The organism is Streptomyces sp. NPDC107562, assembly GCF_055657325.1.
Genome location: NZ_JBVKBE010000004.1, coordinates 99206 through 116958 on the forward strand (window position 1 = coordinate 99206; position 17753 = coordinate 116958).

At 73.1% G+C, this 17753-nt stretch carries 18 protein-coding genes; 10 read left to right on the forward strand and 8 right to left on the reverse strand.

Annotated elements, in window-relative coordinates; translation table 11 throughout:
- The first annotated feature begins 47 nt into the window (after positions 1-47).
- From ACZ7LV_RS14745 to ACZ7LV_RS14755, 3 genes are all read left to right on the forward strand, one after another.
- Positions 48-1436 (forward strand): aldehyde dehydrogenase family protein, encoded by a 1389-nt coding sequence (locus ACZ7LV_RS14745; protein ID WP_471939376.1) that lies wholly within the window; start codon positions 48-50, stop codon positions 1434-1436.
- A 14-nt stretch (positions 1437-1450) separates the two neighbouring features.
- Positions 1451-2536, forward strand: coding sequence for a Zn-dependent alcohol dehydrogenase (locus tag ACZ7LV_RS14750; protein WP_471939377.1), 1086 nt, complete (start codon positions 1451-1453; stop codon positions 2534-2536).
- 205 nt (positions 2537-2741) lie between these two features.
- On the forward strand, positions 2742-4070 hold the full coding sequence (locus ACZ7LV_RS14755; RefSeq protein WP_471939379.1) for an MFS transporter: 1329 nt from the start codon (positions 2742-2744) through the stop codon (positions 4068-4070).
- Here the strand turns inward: ACZ7LV_RS14755 and ACZ7LV_RS14760 are convergent.
- The 3 genes from ACZ7LV_RS14760 to ACZ7LV_RS14770 form a co-directional block, all read right to left on the reverse strand.
- The gene (locus tag ACZ7LV_RS14760) at positions 4062-5003 is read right to left on the reverse strand and encodes a DMT family transporter (protein ID WP_471939381.1); all 942 of its coding nucleotides are present in this window, start codon (positions 5001-5003) and stop codon (positions 4062-4064) included. The genes ACZ7LV_RS14755 and ACZ7LV_RS14760 overlap by 9 nt on opposite strands.
- An 89-nt stretch (positions 5004-5092) precedes the next feature.
- Positions 5093-5926 (reverse strand): ArsR/SmtB family transcription factor, encoded by an 834-nt coding sequence (locus ACZ7LV_RS14765; RefSeq protein WP_471939383.1) that lies wholly within the window; start codon positions 5924-5926, stop codon positions 5093-5095.
- A 46-nt stretch (positions 5927-5972) separates the two neighbouring features.
- A complete protein-coding gene (locus ACZ7LV_RS14770) occupies positions 5973-6614 on the reverse strand; it encodes a TetR/AcrR family transcriptional regulator (RefSeq protein ID WP_401678047.1) in 642 nt (213 codons plus the stop codon).
- 89 nt (positions 6615-6703) lie between these two features.
- Between ACZ7LV_RS14770 and ACZ7LV_RS14775 the strand changes: the two genes are divergently transcribed.
- From ACZ7LV_RS14775 to ACZ7LV_RS14785, 3 genes are all read left to right on the forward strand, one after another.
- A complete protein-coding gene (locus tag ACZ7LV_RS14775; RefSeq protein ID WP_471939385.1) occupies positions 6704-7855 on the forward strand; it encodes an acyl-CoA dehydrogenase family protein in 1152 nt (383 codons plus the stop codon).
- 59 nt (positions 7856-7914) lie between these two features.
- Complete coding sequence (locus tag ACZ7LV_RS14780) at positions 7915-8202, forward strand: YiaA/YiaB family inner membrane protein (protein WP_471939387.1); 288 nt, start codon at positions 7915-7917, stop codon at positions 8200-8202.
- Positions 8203-8302: 100 nt separating this feature from the next.
- Positions 8303-8944 carry a TetR/AcrR family transcriptional regulator gene (locus tag ACZ7LV_RS14785; RefSeq protein WP_471939389.1) on the forward strand — a complete coding sequence of 214 codons (642 nt, stop codon included), beginning with the start codon at positions 8303-8305 and terminating at the stop codon, positions 8942-8944.
- A gap of 50 nt (positions 8945-8994) precedes the next feature.
- Here ACZ7LV_RS14785 and ACZ7LV_RS14790 read toward each other — a convergent pair whose 3' ends face one another.
- Complete coding sequence (locus ACZ7LV_RS14790) at positions 8995-9456, reverse strand: MaoC family dehydratase (protein ID WP_471939390.1); 462 nt, start codon at positions 9454-9456, stop codon at positions 8995-8997.
- 112 nt (positions 9457-9568) lie between these two features.
- On the opposite strand from ACZ7LV_RS14790, the gene soxR reads away from it, so the two are divergent.
- Positions 9569-10114: a redox-sensitive transcriptional activator SoxR gene (gene soxR / locus ACZ7LV_RS14795; protein WP_471939392.1), complete on the forward strand. Its 546-nt coding sequence runs from the start codon at positions 9569-9571 to the stop codon at positions 10112-10114.
- A gap of 148 nt (positions 10115-10262) precedes the next feature.
- Here the strand turns inward: soxR and ACZ7LV_RS14800 are convergent, their stop codons facing one another.
- The 4 genes from ACZ7LV_RS14800 to ACZ7LV_RS14815 form a co-directional block, all read right to left on the reverse strand.
- A complete protein-coding gene (locus ACZ7LV_RS14800) occupies positions 10263-11330 on the reverse strand; it encodes an RNA ligase (ATP) (protein ID WP_471939394.1) in 1068 nt (355 codons plus the stop codon).
- 74 nt (positions 11331-11404) lie between these two features.
- Positions 11405-12145 carry a 3-keto-5-aminohexanoate cleavage protein gene (locus tag ACZ7LV_RS14805; RefSeq protein WP_471939396.1) on the reverse strand — a complete coding sequence of 247 codons (741 nt, stop codon included), beginning with the start codon at positions 12143-12145 and terminating at the stop codon, positions 11405-11407.
- 187 nt (positions 12146-12332) lie between these two features.
- A complete protein-coding gene (locus tag ACZ7LV_RS14810; protein WP_471939397.1) occupies positions 12333-12935 on the reverse strand; it encodes a hypothetical protein in 603 nt (200 codons plus the stop codon).
- A gap of 320 nt (positions 12936-13255) precedes the next feature.
- On the reverse strand, positions 13256-14500 hold the full coding sequence (locus ACZ7LV_RS14815) for an exo-beta-N-acetylmuramidase NamZ family protein (protein ID WP_471939399.1): 1245 nt from the start codon (positions 14498-14500) through the stop codon (positions 13256-13258).
- A gap of 181 nt (positions 14501-14681) precedes the next feature.
- Here ACZ7LV_RS14815 and ACZ7LV_RS14820 point away from each other — a divergent pair, with 181 nt between their 5' ends.
- The 3 genes from ACZ7LV_RS14820 to ACZ7LV_RS14830 are packed head-to-tail and all read left to right on the forward strand — an operon-like array spanning position 14682 to position 17730.
- Complete coding sequence (locus ACZ7LV_RS14820; protein ID WP_471939401.1) at positions 14682-15446, forward strand: SDR family oxidoreductase; 765 nt, start codon at positions 14682-14684, stop codon at positions 15444-15446.
- Positions 15443-17110: a class I adenylate-forming enzyme family protein gene (locus tag ACZ7LV_RS14825; RefSeq protein WP_471939403.1), complete on the forward strand. Its 1668-nt coding sequence runs from the start codon at positions 15443-15445 to the stop codon at positions 17108-17110. The genes ACZ7LV_RS14820 and ACZ7LV_RS14825 overlap by 4 nt, the downstream gene beginning before the upstream one ends.
- Before the next feature lie 26 nt (positions 17111-17136).
- Positions 17137-17730 carry a TetR/AcrR family transcriptional regulator gene (locus tag ACZ7LV_RS14830; RefSeq protein ID WP_471939405.1) on the forward strand — a complete coding sequence of 198 codons (594 nt, stop codon included), beginning with the start codon at positions 17137-17139 and terminating at the stop codon, positions 17728-17730.
- Positions 17731-17753: the final 23 nt, after the last annotated feature.

Below are 17753 nucleotides of genomic sequence, written 5' to 3' on the forward strand. Positions count from 1 at the left end.
CGCCGCTAGTTTGGGTGCCGACGACGCCGCTGTTCGGGAGGTAGGCCATGAAGGCCCGGGACGGGATGTACATCGACGGTGCCTGGCGCCCCGCCGCAGGCCAGGACGTGATCGAGGTGGTGAACCCGGCCGACGAGGAGGTCGTCGGCCGGGTCCCGGCCGGCACCGCCGAGGACGTGGACCAGGCCGTGCGGGCCGCCCGCGCCGCGCTGCCGGGCTGGTCGGTCACGCCGCCCGCCGAGCGCGCCGCGCGCCTGGCCGCCCTGCGCGACGAACTGGTCGCCCGCAAGGACGAGATCGCGCAGACGATCACCACCGAGCTCGGCTCGCCCCTGCCCTTCTCGCAGGCGGTGCACATGGGCGCCCCGATCGCGGTCGCGGGCTCGTACGCCGAACTGGCCGCGACCTACGCCTTCGAGGAGAAGGTCGGCAACTCGACCGTCTACCAGGAGCCCGTCGGCGTGGTCGGCGCGATCACCCCCTGGAACTACCCCCTGCACCAGATCGTCGCCAAGGTCGCCCCGGCTCTCGCCGCGGGCTGCACCGTCGTCCTGAAGCCGGCGGAGGACACCCCGCTGACCGCCCAGGCCTTCGCGGAGGCGGTGCACGAGGCGGGCGTGCCGGCCGGCGTGTTCAACCTCGTGACCGGCCTCGGCCCGGTGGCCGGGCAGGCACTCGCCGAGCACCCGGGCGTCGACCTGGTCTCCTTCACCGGCTCCACGGCGGTCGGCAGCAGGATCGCCGCCACGGCGGGCGCCGCTGTCAAGAAGGTCGCCCTCGAACTCGGCGGCAAGTCCGCCAACGTCATCCTGCCGAGCGCCGACCTGGCCAAGGCGGTCGGCGTCGGTGTGGCCAACGTGATGTCCAACTCCGGTCAGACATGCAGCGCGTGGACCCGGATGCTCGTGCACACCTCGCAGTACACCGCCGCCGTCGAACTGGCCGTCGCCGCGGCCGCCAAGTACGGCGAGCGCCTCGGTCCCCTCGTCAACGCCCGGCAGCGCGACCGCGTGCGCGGATACATCGACAAGGGCGTCGCCGAGGGCGCCCGCCTGGTCGCGGGCGGCACGCAGGCGCCGCGGGAGCGCGGCTACTTCGTCAGCCCGACCGTCTTCGCCGACGTCACGCCGGAGATGGCCATCGCCCAGGAGGAGATCTTCGGGCCGGTCCTGTCGATCCTGCGGTACGAGGACGAGGCGGACGCCCTGCGGATCGCCAACGGCACGGTGTACGGGCTCGCCGGCGCGGTCTGGGCGGGCGAGGAGGCGGAGGCGGTGGCCTTCGCGCGCCGGATGGAGACGGGCCAGGTCGACATCAACGGCGGCCGTTTCAACCCGCTCGCGCCCTTCGGCGGCTACAAGCGCTCGGGTGTCGGCCGCGAACTGGGCGTGCACGGCCTGACCGAGTACCTCCAGACCAAGTCCCTCCAGTTCTAGAGGAGTTCACTGTCATGGCTGTGCGTGCCGCCGTCCTTCCGGCTGTCGGGGCCCCGCTGGAGGTCACGGAGATCGACCTCCCCGCTCCAGGACCGGGCCAGATCCGGGTCCGCCTGGCCGCCGCCGGGGTGTGCCACTCCGACCTGTCCCTGTCCGACGGCACCATGCGCGTCCCGGTCCCGGCCGTGCTCGGCCACGAGGGCGCGGGAACGGTGGTCGCCGTCGGCGAAGGGGTCGACCGGCTCGCACCGGGCGACGGCGTGGTCCTCAACTGGGCTCCGTCGTGCGGCGACTGCCCCGCCTGCGCGCGGGGGGAGGTGTGGCTGTGCGCCAACGCCCTGAACGGTTCCGCGGCCGTCCACGCCCACCGCACGTCCGACGGTGCCGCCTTGCACCCCGGGCTGAACGTGGCCGCGTTCGCCGAGGAGACGGTGGTGCCGACGTCCTGCGCGCTGCCCGCGCCCGCCGGGGTGCCGCTGACCGACGCGGCGCTCCTGGGCTGCGCGGTCCTCACGGGCTACGGCGCCGTGCACCACTCGGCCCAGGTCCGGCCCGGTGAGACGGTCGCGGTGTTCGGCGTCGGCGGGGTGGGCCTGGCGGCCCTCCAGGCGGCGCGGATCGCGGGCGCGTCCCGGATCGTCGCGGTGGACGTCTCGCCGGCGAAGGAGGAACTGGCCCGCGCGGCCGGCGCCACCGACTACGTCGTCGCCTCCGACACCACGGCCCGCGAGATCCGCGCGCTGACCGGCAAGCAGGGCGTCGACGTGGCGGTGGAATGCGTGGGCCGGGCGGTCACCATCCGCGCGGCCTGGGAGTCGACCCGGCGCGGCGGGCGCACCACGGTGGTCGGCATCGGCGGCAAGGACCAGCAGGTCACCTTCAACGCCCTGGAGATCTTCCACTGGGGCCGCACCCTGTCCGGCTGCGTCTACGGCAACTGCGACCCGGAACGGGACCTGCCGGTCCTGGCCGAGCACATCCGGGCGGGGCGGCTGGACCTGTCGGCCCTCGTGACGGAACGGATCGCCCTGGACGGCATCCCGGCCGCGTTCGAGAACATGCTGGCGGGCAAGGGCGGCCGGGCGTTGGTGGTCTTCTGACGCGCTTCTGACGCGGCGCGTCGAGCAGTTCCGCCACAGGGGACCCGGGGACCACCCGGGTCCCCCTTGTCTCCCCGGTACCTTCACGCACGACCGTTGACCCCATACCGTCCGGTCAGTACGTTCCCCGGAACCTCCCCACGTCCCGACGTCCCCCACGTCCCCACGCACCCACGCACCCACGCACCCACCGGAGTGTGCACGCATGGACACGCCCCCCTCCGCTCACCCCACCCCCACCGCCACCACCGCCCGCCCCACGGGCAACCGCCGCCGGGTCGCCACGGCGGCCGCTCTCGCCTCGGCCGTCGAGTGGTACGACTACTTCGTCTTCGGCATCGCCGCCGCCCTGATACTCGGCGACCTGTACTTCCCCTCCGGCAGTTCCACCGCCGGTGTGCTCGCCGCCTTCGCCACCTTCGCCGTCGGGTTCCTCGCCCGCCCGCTCGGGGGCGTCGTCGCCGGTCATCTCGGTGACAAGCGCGGCCGCAAGCCGATGCTGGTCCTCGCGCTCACGCTGATGGGCGTCGCCACCACCGGCATCGGCCTGCTGCCGACGTACGAGACGATCGGTGTCGCCGCGCCGGTCCTCCTGGTCCTCCTGCGGGTGGCGCAGGGTGTCGCGGTCGGCGCCCAGTGGGGCGGCGCGATGCTGCTGGCCACGGAGTACGCCCCCGAGGGCAAGCGCGGCGTCTACGGCAGCGTCGTCCAACTCGGCGTCCCCATCGGCGTGGTGACCGCCAACACCGTTTTCCTGCTGGCCGGCGCGCTCACCTCGGAGAAGGCGTTCGAGTCCTGGGGCTGGCGCCTGCCGTTCCTGGTCGGCGTCCTCGTGCTCGCGCTCGCCTGGTACATCCACACCCGCGTCGAGGAGACCCCCGAGTTCCGGGACGCGGAGAAGGCCTTGGCCGCACGGGAGGAGTCCGAGCAGAACAGCCCGCTGCGCACGATCCTGCGCCACCACCTCGGCACCGTCCTGCTCGCCGGCGGCTCCTTCGCCGTGAACACCGCGACGTTCTACATCCTGATCACCGGCGTCCTCGACTACACCACCCGCGAACTCGACATGCGGCGCGGCGCGGTGCTCACCGTCTCGCTCTGCGTCAGCCTCACCCAGCTCGTCCTGATCCCCGCCTCGGCCGCGCTCTCCGACCGTGTCGGCCGGATCAGGATCTACGCTCTCGGCGCGGTCGGCATCGGGCTGTGGGCCGTCCCCCTGTTCCTGCTGATCGACACCGGTTCACTGCTGTGGCTGGCGGTCGGCACCTTCGTCGCCAGCTGCTTCCTCAGCATCATGTACGGCCCCCAGGCCGCCCTGTTCGCCGAGCTGTTCACGCCCGAGATGCGCTACACGGGCGCCTCCCTCGGCTACCAGATCGCGGCGGTCGCCGGTGGCGGTCTCGCGCCGTTCGTCATGGTGCTGCTGCTGGAGGCGACCGGCACGTCGATGGCGGTGTCCGCCTACATCATCGGCCTCGCCGTGATCGCGCTGCTGTCCATCAAGGTGCTGGCGGACCGGGCGCGTTCACGCTGACTTCGAGGCCGTCCGCTCGGTCCGCGACGCCGGTGCGCTCCCCGGCGCCGCGGACCGCGGCCGGGACCGCGACACCGCCACACCGGCCAGGCACAGCGCGCCGCCCGCCATCGTCAGCAGCCCCGGCACCTCGCCGAGCGCCAGCCACGACATCAGCACGACCAGGGCGGGGACGGCGTAGGTCGTCGCGCCCATGCGGCTGGCGGTCGTACGGGACAGCGCGTACGCCCAGGTGGTGAAGGCCAGCGCGGTCGGGAAGACGCCCAGATACACCATGTTGAGGGTGGCCGTGACCGGGGCGTGGGCCGCCTCCGTCACCAGCTGCCAGGAGAACGGCAGGCAGCACACCGCGCCGACCAGGCATCCGTACGTCGTCACCTGCAGCACGCTCGCACGGCCGAGGGCCGGCTTCTGCGCCACGACCCCGCCCGCGTACGCGATCGCGGCCAGCAGGCACAGGGCCACCCCGAGCACCGAGGAGCCGCCCTCGCCGGACATCGACAGCCCCACGGTCACCGCTCCGGCGAACGACACCGCCATCCCGGCCAGCAGGCGCGGCGGCATGGGATCGCCGAGGAGCCGGGCGCCGAGCAGGGCGATGAGGATCGGCCCGACGTTCACGACCAGGGCCGCCGTGCCGGCGTCGACCTGCTGTTCGCCCCAGTTGAGGGCGACCATGTAGAAGCCGAACCACAGCACGCCCGATATCGCGATGCCGTGCCAGGCCTCCCGGGGGGGCGGGCCCTCCCCCCTGACGAGGAGGACCGCCCCCAGCACGAGGGCTCCGGCGAGCAGCCGCCCGAGCGCCAGAGCGCCCGGCGAGTACGCGGCTCCCGCGCTGCGGATCGAGACGAAGGCGGAGGCCCAGAGCACCACCGTGACGGTGGCGGCGCCGGCGGCCAGCAGCTGGGTACGAGGGGCGACGTTCATCATGCTCCGAGGCTAGAAGGGGGAGGGTGCCGCGGGCTCGCGGATTTCGGACGGGGAACGGGCCGAGGTGCGGGGTGCCGCGTGCGGGATGCTCAGAGCAGCGCGTCCGCGTCGACGCCGAGCAGTTCGGACAGCGCACGCTCGCCTGCCGGGGTCACCTTGACCGCCCGCTCCGAGCCGATGCGCACGCACCAACCCGTGTCCAGGGCGTGCCGGCACAGGGCGGCGCCCGCGACGCCCGCGAGATGAGGCCGGCGCTCGGTCCAGTCCAGGCAGGCGCGGGCCAGCGGACGGCGCCCGGTGCGGTCCAGGGAGATACCCGTCCGCGCGAACCACCGCTCGCCGGCGTCCGTGAGCGCGAACCCCGTGTCCCGCCGGCCCTCCGCCCCCGGGGCCCGTCCGCCGTGGTGGTCGTGCCCGGCGGTGCGCGGATCCTTGGCCTGCGGCGGGGGAGACGTCCCGCCGTCGGGCCCCTGCCGCGCCGCACTCGTCGCCCGCAGCAGGCCGCGCGCCGTCAGCGCGTCGGTGAGCGTGATGCCGAGCCGCCCGGCGAGATGGTCGTAGCAGGTGCGCCCGCGCGCCATGGCGGAACCGGCGCTCGCCGCGCGCAGCCCGCCCGGCCGCCGCGGCAAGGTGCCCGGCGCGACCTGGGCGGCGAGATCCTCCACCAGCTGCGCGGTGCGCGCGTCGGCCAGCCGGACGTACCGGTGCCGCCCCTGCCGTGCCTCCGCCAGCACCCCGCCCGCGACCAGCTTGCCGAGATGCTCGCTCGCCGTCGACGCGGCCACTCCCGCGTGCCGCGCCAGCTCACCGGCGGTCCACGCCCGCCCGTCGAGCAGCGCCAGCAGACAGGCGGCCCGTGTCTCGTCGGCCAGCAGCCCGGCGAGCCGCGCGAGCGCGGGTGCCCTGGGGTCCTTGGAGGTCATGCCCCCAGCATGGGGCACGCATCTTTCGGCGGGCACCGAAGTATGCCTACCCGAGCCGCGCGACCTGGGCGTACTGCTGCGCCAGCCCCTCCAGCAGTGCGCCGAGCCCCGTCTCGAAGGCCCGCTCGTCGATCTTCTCCTGCCGCTCGGCGAGGAGGTGCGCCTGCCCGAGATGGGGGTAGTCGGCGGGGTCGTAGGCGCTCTCGTCGGTCACGAACCCCCCGGCGAACGAGCCGAGCGCGGAACCCATGATGAAGTACCGCATCAGCGCGCCGATGGACGTGGCCTGCGCCGGCGGCCAGCCGGCCTCGACCATCGCGCCGTAGACGGCGTCGGCGAGCCGCAGCGCGGCCGGGCGGCGGCCGGGACCGCGGGCGAGCACGGGCACGATGTTCGGATGCGCGCGCAGCGCGGCCCGGTAGGAGACCGCCCAGTCGTGCAGCGCGGTCCGCCAGTCCCGTCCGTCCTCGAACATCGACAGATCGACCTGCGCGCTCACCGAGTCGGCGACCGCCTCGAGGATCTCGTCCTTGGTACGGAAGTGGTTGTAGAGCGAGGGCCCGCTCACCCCGAGCTCCGCGGCGAGCCGCCGGGTCGAGACGGCCGCGAGGCCCTCCGTGTCCACCAGCGCCCGGGCCGCGTCCACGATCCGGTCGGTGCTGAGCAGGGGCTTGCGCGGTCGGGCCATGGCGCACATAGTAGGGCTGAGCCAGAAACTAGCAGTGCTAATTTAAAGCACGACTTTCAAGGTGTGCCTTTCCTGTGGGGTGACGTGTCATGAACCTGGAACTGAGCGAGGAGCAGACCGCCGTACGGCGGCTCGCCCGGGACTTCGTGGACCGCGAGATCGCCCCCTACGTCATCGCCTGGGACCGGGCCGAGGAAGTCGACCGGGGGATCGTGGAGAAGCTCGGCAAGGTCGGTTTCCTCGGCCTGACGGTCGACGAGGAGTACGGCGGCAGCGGCGGCGACCATCTCGCCTACTGCCTGGTCACCGAGGAACTCGGCCGCGGTGACTCCTCCGTGCGCGGCATCGTCTCCGTCTCCCTCGGACTGGTCGCCAAGACCGTCGCGGCCTGGGGCGACGAGGACCAGAAGCGGCGCTGGCTGCCCGGCCTGACCTCCGGCGCGTACGTCGGCTGCTTCGGCCTGACCGAGCCGGGCACCGGCTCCAACGCCGGCAACCTCACCACCCGCGCCGTCCGTGACGGCGGGGACTACGTCATCGACGGCACCAAGATGTTCATCACCAACGGCACCTGGGCCGACGTCGTGCTGCTCTTCGCCCGGTCCACGGACGCGCCCGGTCACAAGGGTGTCTCCGCGTTCCTGGTGCCGGCGGACGCGCCCGGACTGACCCGCCGCACCCTCCACGGCAAGCTCGGCCTGCGCGGCCAGGCCACCGCCGAACTGGTCCTGGAGGGCGTGCGGGTGCCCGCCTCCGCGATGCTGGGCCCCGAGGGCAAGGGTTTCTCCGTGGCCATGTCCGCCCTGGCGAAGGGGCGGATGTCGGTCGCGGCCGGATGCGTCGGCATCGCCCAGGCCGCACTCGACGCGGCGGTCCGCCACGCGGGGGAGCGCGAGCAGTTCGGCCGGTCCATCGCCCATCACCAGCTCGTCCAGGAGCTGATCAGCGACATCGCCGTGGACGTCGACGCCGCCCGGCTGCTCACCTGGCGGGTCGCCGACCTGATCGACCGCGGGCTCCCCTTCGCCACCGAGGCCTCCAAGGCCAAGCTCTTCGCCTCGGAGGCGGCCGTGCGCGCGGCCAACAACGCCCTCCAGGTCTACGGCGGCTACGGCTACATCGACGAGTACCCGGCGGGCAAACTGCTGCGCGACGCACGCGTGATGACCCTCTACGAGGGCACGAGTCAGATCCAGAAACTGCTCATCGGACGGGCGCTCACGGGGGTCTCCGCGTTCTGAGTACCTTCTGAGTACTTCGGCGGATGTGGTGGGCGCCACATCCGCCGATCCTGTACCTCATGACTGACACACCGGTGAAGCAGCAGAGCACGGCCGCCTTCTACGGGCAGGCCGTCGCGTCGTTCGCGGTCGCCCTCGGCGCCACCGCCGTCGGCATCTTCCGGATGGACGCCGACCCGTGGGTGCGGGCCTTCCTCGCCATCGCCGTCCTCTACCTCGTCACGTCCGCCTTCACGCTCGCCAAGGTCATCCGGGACCGGCAGGAGGCAGGGCAGATCGTGAGCCGGGTGGACCAGGCCCGGCTGGAGAAGCTGCTCGCCGAGCACGACCCGTTCGAGAAGCTCTGAGCGCCCGGCGTGCCAGGGCGCCCGGGGCGGCCTCGCTAAGCGCCCGCTCAGCTTCGGCGGTATGGTGGTGCCTCTGGTCGGCGAGAGGGGCGAACGAGCGATGACTACGGCGGAGGAGACGGCCGGCGGCGAGACGCAGCCATGGGCCGAGGTCACCCCCGAGGCGGCCCGGCGACTGCTGATCGCCGCCGTGGAGGCCTTCGCCGAGCGTGGCTACCACGCGACGACGACCCGTGACATCGCGGGTCGCGCCGGGATGAGCCCGGCCGCGCTCTACATCCACTACAAGACCAAGGAAGAGCTGCTGCACCGCATCAGCAGGATCGGCCACGAGCGGGCCCTCGACATCCTGCGCACCGCGGCGCGCCGCGAGGGCACCGCGAGCGAGCGGCTCGCCGACGCGGTGAGCTCCTTCGTGCGCTGGCACGCCGGGGGGCGCACCACCGCGCGCGTGGTCCAGTACGAACTCGACTCGCTGGGCCCCGAGGCCCGCGCCGAGATCGTCGCGCTGCGCCGGCAGTGCGACGCCGAGGTGCGCGGCGTCATCGAGGACGGCGTGGCCGCGGGCGAGTTCGAGGTGCTCGACGTGCAGGGCACGACCCTCGCGGTGCTGTCGCTCTGCATCGACGTGGCGCGCTGGTTCAGCATCGACGGGGCCTGGACGCCCGACGAGGTCGGCGCGCTCTACGCCGACCTCGTGCTGCGGATGGTGGGTGCGCGCAAGGCGCCGGCCGCGCGGTAGCTCCCGCGGGTCCCGCGGTGCGGAGCGCGCCGCTGCCGGGCGGCCGCGGCTCAGAGGTAGTACCGCGACACCGACTCGGCCACGCACACCGGCTTGTCCCCGCCCTCGCGCTCCACGCTGAAGGCGACGCTCACCTGGATGCCGCCGGCGACGTCCTCGACGCCGGTGATCTTCGCGGTCGCCCGCAGCCGTGAGCCGACCGGGACGGGGGCGGGGAAACGGACCTTGTTCGTCCCGTAGTTGACGCCCATCTTCACACCCTCGACGCCGATCAGCTGCGGGCCGAAGAGCGGCAGCAGGGAGAGCGTGAGGTAGCCGTGCGCGATCGTCGTGCCGAAGGGGCCGGCGGCGGCCTTCTCCGGGTCGACGTGGATCCACTGGTGGTCGCCGGTGGCCTCGGCGAACAGGTCGATCCGCTTCTGGTCGACCTCCAGCCAGTCCGTGTACCCCAGTTGCTCGCCCACCGCCGCCTTCAGCTCGTCGGGTGACGTGAAGATCCTCGGCTCTGCCATGTCCCGGCCTCTCGCGTGGCGACTGCAATGTCTAAGCAACTGCTTAGCATGGTGCCGTCCCGGGCCGCTGTCAACGGACCCGGGCCGTCGGTGACTGGGTAGGGTGCGAGAGGTGCCCCAGATTCCGGAGAAGATCCACGAGCTCACGGTCGGCCAGCTCGCCGCGCGCAGCGGCGCCGCCGTTTCCGCCCTGCACTTCTACGAGGCGAAGGGGCTGATCAGCAGCCGCCGCACCGCGGGAAACCAGCGCCGCTACACCCGGGACACGCTGCGCCGCGTCGCCTTCGTCCGCGCCGCCCAGCGGGTCGGCATCCCGCTGGCCACGATCCGCGAGGCGCTCGCCGAACTGCCCGAGGAGCGCACGCCGACCCGGGACGACTGGGCCCGCCTGTCCGAGGCCTGGCGCTCCGAGCTGGACCAACGGATCAAGCAGCTCAACCGGCTCCGCGACCACCTCACGGACTGCATCGGCTGCGGCTGCCTGTCCCTGGCCACCTGCGTCCTGTCCAACCCCGACGACATCTCCGGCGAACACCTCTCCGGCTCCCGCCTCCTGGTGGAACGCCCGGCCGGCGCGCGGCTGCGGGCCCCAGGGAAGCGGGAGCGCGAACAGGGGCGGGAGCGGGGGCGGCACCCGGAGCGGGGGGAGTGCGGTTAGCGACGGACGGCCGGTCGCTCACTCGTACTCGGTTCCGCCCCTTTCGTGGAAACGCCCGGCCGGGCGGCGGCTGCGGGCCCCAGGGAAGCGGGAGCGCGAACAGGGGCGGGAGCGGGGGGAGTGCGGCTAGCGACGGACGGCCGCTCGCTCACTCGTACTCGGTTCCGCCCTTCCGGGTCAGGTACGCCGGGCTCACCGCCTTGGCGATCGCCCGGCCGCCGGTCACCGGGCTGTGGCGTTCCGTCGCCGGGCGGACGACCACGCCCTCGCGCAGGTGCAGATCCCGTCCGGACACCGTCTCGCGGCCCGAGGCGAACGCGAGCACGCGCGCGATGTCGTACGGCCCGGCGAACAGGCGCGGCACCAACGGCAGCTCACCGCCGAGCAGTTGCTCCGCGTCCAGCCAGCGCACCTGCCCGTCGATCTCGGCGGACACGTCGAACACCGCGTACCCCAGGGTGTCGCGCCGTCCGTCCGCGCCGTACGTCAGGTCCTGCACCCCCGCGCCGTACACCTCGCCGAAGATCCCGACCCGTCGCGCCCCGAGCCGCTTCGCCAGCCGTGCCGCGGCACCGGCGACGCCGTGCCCGTGCACCGCGCGCCAGTACAGGTTGCGTGGGTCCTCCTTCAGCGCCAGCGACTTCGACCCGAAGCCCTTGGAGGAGACGTACACCCGGTCCTCGCCGGCCACATAGGTCACCAGGCACGCCGTGCCGTGCAGCTTCTCCGTCAGCACGACGGGCTCGCCCGGCGTGAAGATGTCCGGGTGGCGCTGGACGTTCTCGATGTCGACCCAGGGCAGCAGCTCGGGCGCCGACTCGACCTCGCCGTTCATCATGGGCGGCACCGGCGGCACCCACTTGGTGATGCCGAGCCGCTCCGCGAAGTCCGTGCCCGCGGCCGCCGCGGCCGCGAGGTCGACGTCCGCCAGCGCCCTCGGGCGGCACACGATGCCCTGCGACAGCTCACCGCGCAGCCGCACCGCCTTGACCCGGTCCGCCTTGCCGCCCGCCAGCCGCCCGGTCAGCCCCAGCTCCTCGATCAGGCCGGCCGGCAGCACGGCCTGCTCGGGGATGTAGAGCGCGGCATCACCGGTGCGGTAGGCGCCCTTGGCGACGACGGCCCGGTACAGGCCCACCTGCGCCAGGTCGAGCGCGTCCGCGTTCGGATGCTCGTGGACGGTCAGCACTTCGGCGGTGACGCGCAGCGTCGACATGGGGGACTCCTCGGTCCTCAGCGGTGTCTCATCGCCCCCAACTCTCCGCATCCGAAAGCACTGGTGCGATCGGTTTACCGGCTGCTACCGTCCGCTGCTTCCGCGTACGCCCGCAGCGCCTCGGTCACCAACCGCGCGTTGGAGTCGGCAGGCTGACCGTCCGGCAGGACCAGCACGTCCTCCAGGCCGACGCGGGTCGCGAGCCCCAGTCGGCCCGCCAGCCGCAGCAGGGGCCACGCGCCCTCGTCCGTGCCGTGCAGCAGCACCGGGCGGCCGTGCGCGGAGCCCAGCTCGGCCAGCAGCGCCCGCGCCCCGTCCTCGGCCGTCACCGGCGACGGATCCGTCACCTCCGCGAGCACCCGCAGCACCCGCGGCCCGAGCGGCGAGCGCGCGAACCGTGCCGCGCCGTCCGTCCCGGACCAGATGCCCGCCTCGACGCCCACCCCCGCGTCGAGCAACGCGGCGGCCAGTTCCTCGGCGCCGGGCTCGTGCCAGTTGACCGACGCGTGGTCGGGCAGCACGGTCCAGCCGCGCACGCGCTCCAGACGGGCCGCCGGGTCGGGCTCGGCCCAGGCGCCGGTGGTCACCCCGACCGGCACCGGCACCCGCCGGCGCAGCGCCTGAAGCGACGCGGCCACCACGCGAGGGGACACGGAGTCGTGTCCGCACGGGGTCTTGGGGTGGACATGGACGTCCACCGCCCCGGCCGCGACGGCCCGCGCGGCGTCCTCGGCCATCGCCTCGGGCGTCAACGGCACCCTCGCGCCGTCCGTGGCCGCCCGCGTCCCGTTGAGACAGACCTGCACGCTCACCATGCCTCGATGGTGCCGCACGCCACCCGTCCCCCGCGCGTGCCGAGCCGTCCGCCGGCATCCGCCGCGGCCGGGTCACCGGTACCGGGAGTGCGGCATCCCCTTCGCACCCCCGGCCGGTCCGCGGCGGACGGCGCCTGCCGCGCCGCGCACTCGCCGTTCCCCCGTGGCCGTGGCACGCGCGGCGTCCTCAGGCGGACATCAGCAGTCGTTCGCGCCTCGCGTAGGCCAGGGCCTCGGGCGTGAGCACGGGGCGCGGGACGAGAATGCCGCAGTCCGTGCAGACCGGGCCCGACGAGGGCTCGTGATCCAGGTCGTACTTCCAGCGCAGGCGCCCCCCGTCACAGACGGGGCACGCCGATCCGGGCTCGCGCTCCAGCGCGGCGATGATCTGCCGCAACACCTCGGCCAGCGGCTCGGCCGGGTGCACCTCGGGGTCGTCGCACCAGGCGACACCGAAACCGCCCCAGGTCAGCCGGTGCCAGTCGTCCACCGTGCCCGGCCGGCGCAGCCCGTCGTGCTTCTCCTTCTTGCGGCGCTCGGCGAAATCGACCTCGTAGGCCAGCCACACCGCGCGGGCCGCCTCCAACTCCTCCAACGCGGCCACGAGCCGCGCAGGGTCGGGAGAACGGTCCTCCGGGCCGAAGCCGGCCCGGTTGCACAAGTGGTCCCAGGTCGCCCTGTGCCCGTAGGGGGCGAACCGCTCAAGGCACTTGCGCAGCGAATAGCGCCGTAGCGCCAGATCGCATCGAGGGTCGCGTACCTGTCTCGCCAGACTCCGGAAACCGGCCATCGCCCTGCACCTCCGTCACACCTGCACCTGTACTTCGGTCACTTCGGCGTCGTCGTACGGACGTCGCCGAATAGACGTATCGACCGGCGATTCGGCTCCATCCGTTCTCCTCCGCGTGACGACGGCCACCCCCGGACGGTCGTCGCGCCCCGCGCGAAGCGGTGGCGCGCCCGACAGACTGAGAACTCGCCGCAGATCCCACGGGTTCCTGAAGACGGCTTCCGTATGCGTCCTGATTGCCGGTCTTTTGTCCTCGCTTTGCACCGGGGACCGCGGCGTCGGCCCGGTGGCACAGGTGCGGGTGTGACACCGCGGACGGTTCAGCGGTACAGGAGGTACTCCCGCCGGGTCTTCCGGAACGCCGTCAGCTCCTGTTCCCAGCCCGCCACCACGTCGTCCGTGTCCGCCCCGGCGTCGATCATGGTGCGGACGAGCGTGGAGCCGGTGAGCTTGTCGATCCAGTTGTCCGAGCGCCAGGCGAATCCGCTCCAGGTCCGCTTGGCGGTGATCAGCAGGGCGATCCCGGTGCGCACGGGGTCGAACGCCGCCCGGTCGTGCACGTGCAGCTGTACGCCGCCGACGGTGCGGCCCTGGAACTTGGAGAAGGTGGGTGCGAAGTAGGCCTCGCGCAAGTGCACGCCCGGCAGGCCGAGTTCGTTCACGGCGGCCGCCCAGGCGCGGTCGACGCCCTCCGCCCCGAGCAGTTCGAAGGGGCGGGTGGTGCCCCGGCCCTCGGAGAGGTTCGTGCCCTCGAACAGACAGGTGCCCGCATAGACCAGGGCGGTCTCGGGCGTCGGCATGTTGGGGCTGGGCGGCACCCACGGCAGCCCGGAGGCGTCGTAGAAGTCGGACCGCCGCCACCCGCTCATGCGGACGGTGTCCAGGGGCACCGGTGAGGTGAGGAACTCCTCGTTGAACAGCAGCGCCAGTTCCGCGACCGTCATGCCGTGCGACTGCGAGATCGGCTGCCGCCCCACGAAGGTGGCGAACTCCTTGTGCAGCACCGGCCCTTCGGCCGACACCCCGGTCACCGGGTTCGGCCGGTCCAGCACGACGACGCGCTTGCCCGCGAGCCGGGCGGACTCCATGCAGTCGTACAGGGTCCAGATGTACGTGTAGAAGCGCGCGCCCACGTCCTGGATGTCGAAGACGACGGTGTCCACGCCGGAGGCCGTGAAGATGTCGGCCAGCGGCTGACCGCTCTTCTGGTAGGTGTCATAGACGGGCAGGCCGGTCGCCGGGTCGTCGTAGCGGCCCTCGGAGCCGCCGGCCTGCGCGGTGCCGCGGAAGCCGTGCTCCGGGCCGAAGACGGCCGTGAGGTCCACCCGGTCGTCGGCGTGCATCACGTCGACGATGTGGCGTACGTCCCTGGTGACGCCGGTCGGGTTGGTGACGACGCCGACGCGGTCGCCGTCGAGGAGGTCGTAGCCGGCGGCGGCGAGGCGCTCGAACCCCGTACGCATCCGGCGGTCGCCGCCTGCCGGGGGTGCGGCCGCCGCCGGGGCACCCGAGGCCGCGACCGCTGCGGTGGTGGTGGCGAGCAGGCTGCGTCTGGACAGCTTCATGCGAAGGGCCTCCGTGATCGCGGCGGGTGTCATGCTCACGCACGCTAGCGCGCACCCGCCGCCCACGGGAACGAACCGGGCCGGACTTCGGCCTCCGCTTCGCCCTTCCGCCACTACATACCGACCGGTTAGTCTGACCAGCGCGGGGGCAGAGCCGAGGCGCGTCGAAGGAGCCGAACCGATGGTGGGAGCCGTGCAGGGTGCCGGAGTGGTCGTGACCGGCGCAGGAGGCGGGATCGGGGCCGCGCTGGCCCGCCGGTTCGCCGCCGAGGGCGGCCGGGTCGTGGTCAACGACCTCGACGCGGACAAGGCCAAGGCCGTCGCCGACGAGATCGGCGGCATCGCCCTTGCGGGCGACGCCTCGGCGATCGTGGCCGAGGCCAAGGACGCCCTCGGCGGCGCCGTGGACGTCTACTGCGCCAACGCCGGAGTCGGCTCCGGCGGTTCCGAGGCGGCCCCCGAGGAGGTCTGGCAACTGGCCTGGGACGTCAACGTGATGGCGCACGTGCGCGCCGCCCACGCGCTGCTGCCCGACTGGCTGGAGCGCGGCGGGGGGCGATTCGTGTCCACCGTGTCCGCCGCCGGACTGCTCACCATGATCGGCGCCGCCCCCTACAGCGTCACCAAGCACGGCGCCTACGCCTTCGCCGAATGGCTGTCCCTCACCTACCGCCACCGCGGGGTCAAGGTGCACGCCATCTGCCCGCAGGGCGTGCGCACCGACATGCTGGCCGCCACCGGCAGCGCCGGCGACCTGGTGCTGGTGCCGACCGCGATCGAGCCGGCGGACGTCGCGGACGCGCTGTTCGAGGGGATCGAGGAGGACCGCTTCCTGATCCTGCCGCACCCCGAGGTCGCCGCGTACTACCAGGCCCGGGCCGCCCAGCCGGACCGCTGGCTGACCAGCATGAACCACATCCAGCAGAAGTGGGAGGCGGCCCTGTGACCGGCTCCCCCTACGCCGCCAAGCCCTGGCTGGCGCTGCTCGACGAGGCCCAGCGGGCGCCCGTCAGCCCCGACGACTCCCTGGTGCACGCCCTGCGCCGGGTCACGGGCGAGGCACCGGAGCGGACCTTCCTCGCCTACTTCGACGGACGGCTCGGCTTCCGCGAGGTGGACGAGCTGAGCGACTCCGTCGCAGGCCACCTCGCCGAGCGGGGCGTCGCGCGCGGCGACCGCGTCGCCGTGCTGCTGCAGAACTCGCCGCACTTCGTGCTCGCCGTGCTGGGCGCCTGGAAGGCGGGCGCGGTGGTCGTGCCGGTCAACCCCATGTACAAGTCGGGCGAGGTCGGGCACGTCCTGCGGGACGGCGAGGTCGCCGCGCTGATCTGTTCCGACCGGGCCTGGGAGTCGTACCTGCGCGAGACCGCGGCCGACTCGCCGGTGCGCGTCGTGCTCACCGCGTGCGAGCTCGACTTCCAGACGCGGGGCGACGCGCGTGTGCTGACCTTCGAGCGGGTCGCGCCGGCCGGGGACACCGACGACCTGACCGCCGTCGCGCGGGCCGGCGGCAAGGCGCCGGAGGGCCGCCTGCCGGGCCCCGACGACATCGCGCTGATCAGCTACACCTCCGGTACCAGCGGCACCCCCAAGGGGGCCACCAACACGCACCGCAACATCATGTACAACGCCGAGCGGCAGCGGACCGGGCTGGGGCTGCCCGAGGCACCGGTGTACTTCGCGACGGCGCCGCTCTTCCACATCACCGGGATGGTCTGCGAGCTCGGCGCGTGCCTGAACAGCGCGGGCACGCTGGTCCTCGCGTACCGCTTCGAGGCGGGCGTCGTCCTCGACGCGTTCGCCGAGCACCGGCCGCACTACACGGTCGGTCCGGCGACCGCCTTCATGGCGCTCGCCGCCCACCCCTCGGTCACCCGCGACCACTTCTCGTCGTTCCGGATCATCTCCTCCGGCGGAGCGCCGCTGCCGCCCGCGCTGGTGGAGAAGTTCCGGGCCGGTTTCGGGCCGTACCTTCGCAACGGCTACGGGCTCACCGAGTGCACCGCCCCGTGCGCCGCCGTGCCGCCCGGCCGGGAGGCGCCCGTGGACCCGGCCTCGGGGACGCTGGCGGTGGGCGTGCCCGGTCCCGACGGCGTCGTGCGGATCGTCGACGAGCAGGGCGCGGAGGTGCCGCTCGGGGAGCCGGGTGAGATCGTCGTACGGGGTCCGCAGGTCGTGCCCGGCTACTGGCGGCGGCCCGACGCCACCGACGAGACGTTCCCCGGCGGTGAGCTGCGCACCGGGGACATCGGGTTCATGGACGCCGACGGCTGGCTGTACGTGGTCGACCGCAAGAAGGACATGATCAACGCGTCCGGGTTCAAGGTCTGGCCCCGCGAGGTCGAGGACGTGCTCTACACCCATCCGGCGGTGCGCGAGGCCGCCGTCGTCGGGGTGCCCGACGGGTACCGGGGAGAGACCGTCAAGGCCTACATCAGCCTCCGTCCGGGGGCCGCGCCGGACCCGGACGAACTCGCGCGGTACTGCAGGGAGAGACTGGCCGCCTACAAGTACCCGCGGCAGGTGGAGATCCTGCCGGACTTGCCGAAGACGGCGAGTGGGAAGATCCTCCGTCGGGAGTTGCGATCCCGTTCGCGAGAAAGCCAGTAGGACATCACGGAAGGCAGGTGGCGGCAGTGCCCAGGACGACGGACACGGACGGGACGCCCGTGCCGCAGCGGCTGCTGGCCGCCGCCACCCGGCTCTTCGCCGAGCAGGGCTACGACCGCACCTCGGTGCAGGAGATCGTCGAGGCCGCGGGCGTCACCAAGGGAGCCCTGTACCACTACTTCGGCTCCAAGGACGATCTGCTGCACGAGGTGTACGCGCGCGTGCTGCGCGTCCAGCAGGAGCGCCTGGACGCGCTGGCGGACGCCGACGAGCCGGTCGAGAAGCGGGTGCGCGACGCCGCCGCCGACGTCGTGGTGACGACCATCGAGAACCTCGACGACGCGATGATCTTCTTCCGGTCCATGCACCATCTGAGCCCGGAGAAGAACAAGCAGGTCCGCGCCGAGCGCCGCCGCTACCACGAGCGGTTCCGCGCGCTGATCGAGGAGGGCCAGCGGGAGGGCGTCTTCTCCACGGCGACGCCGGCCGACCTGGTGGTGGACTACCACTTCGGGTCCGTCCACCATCTGTCCACCTGGTACCGCCCCGACGGGCCGATGAGCCCCCAGCAGGTCGCCGACCACCTGGCCGACCTGCTGCTGCGGGCGCTCCGGCCGTAGCGCGGTCCGTGCCGGGGGCGGAT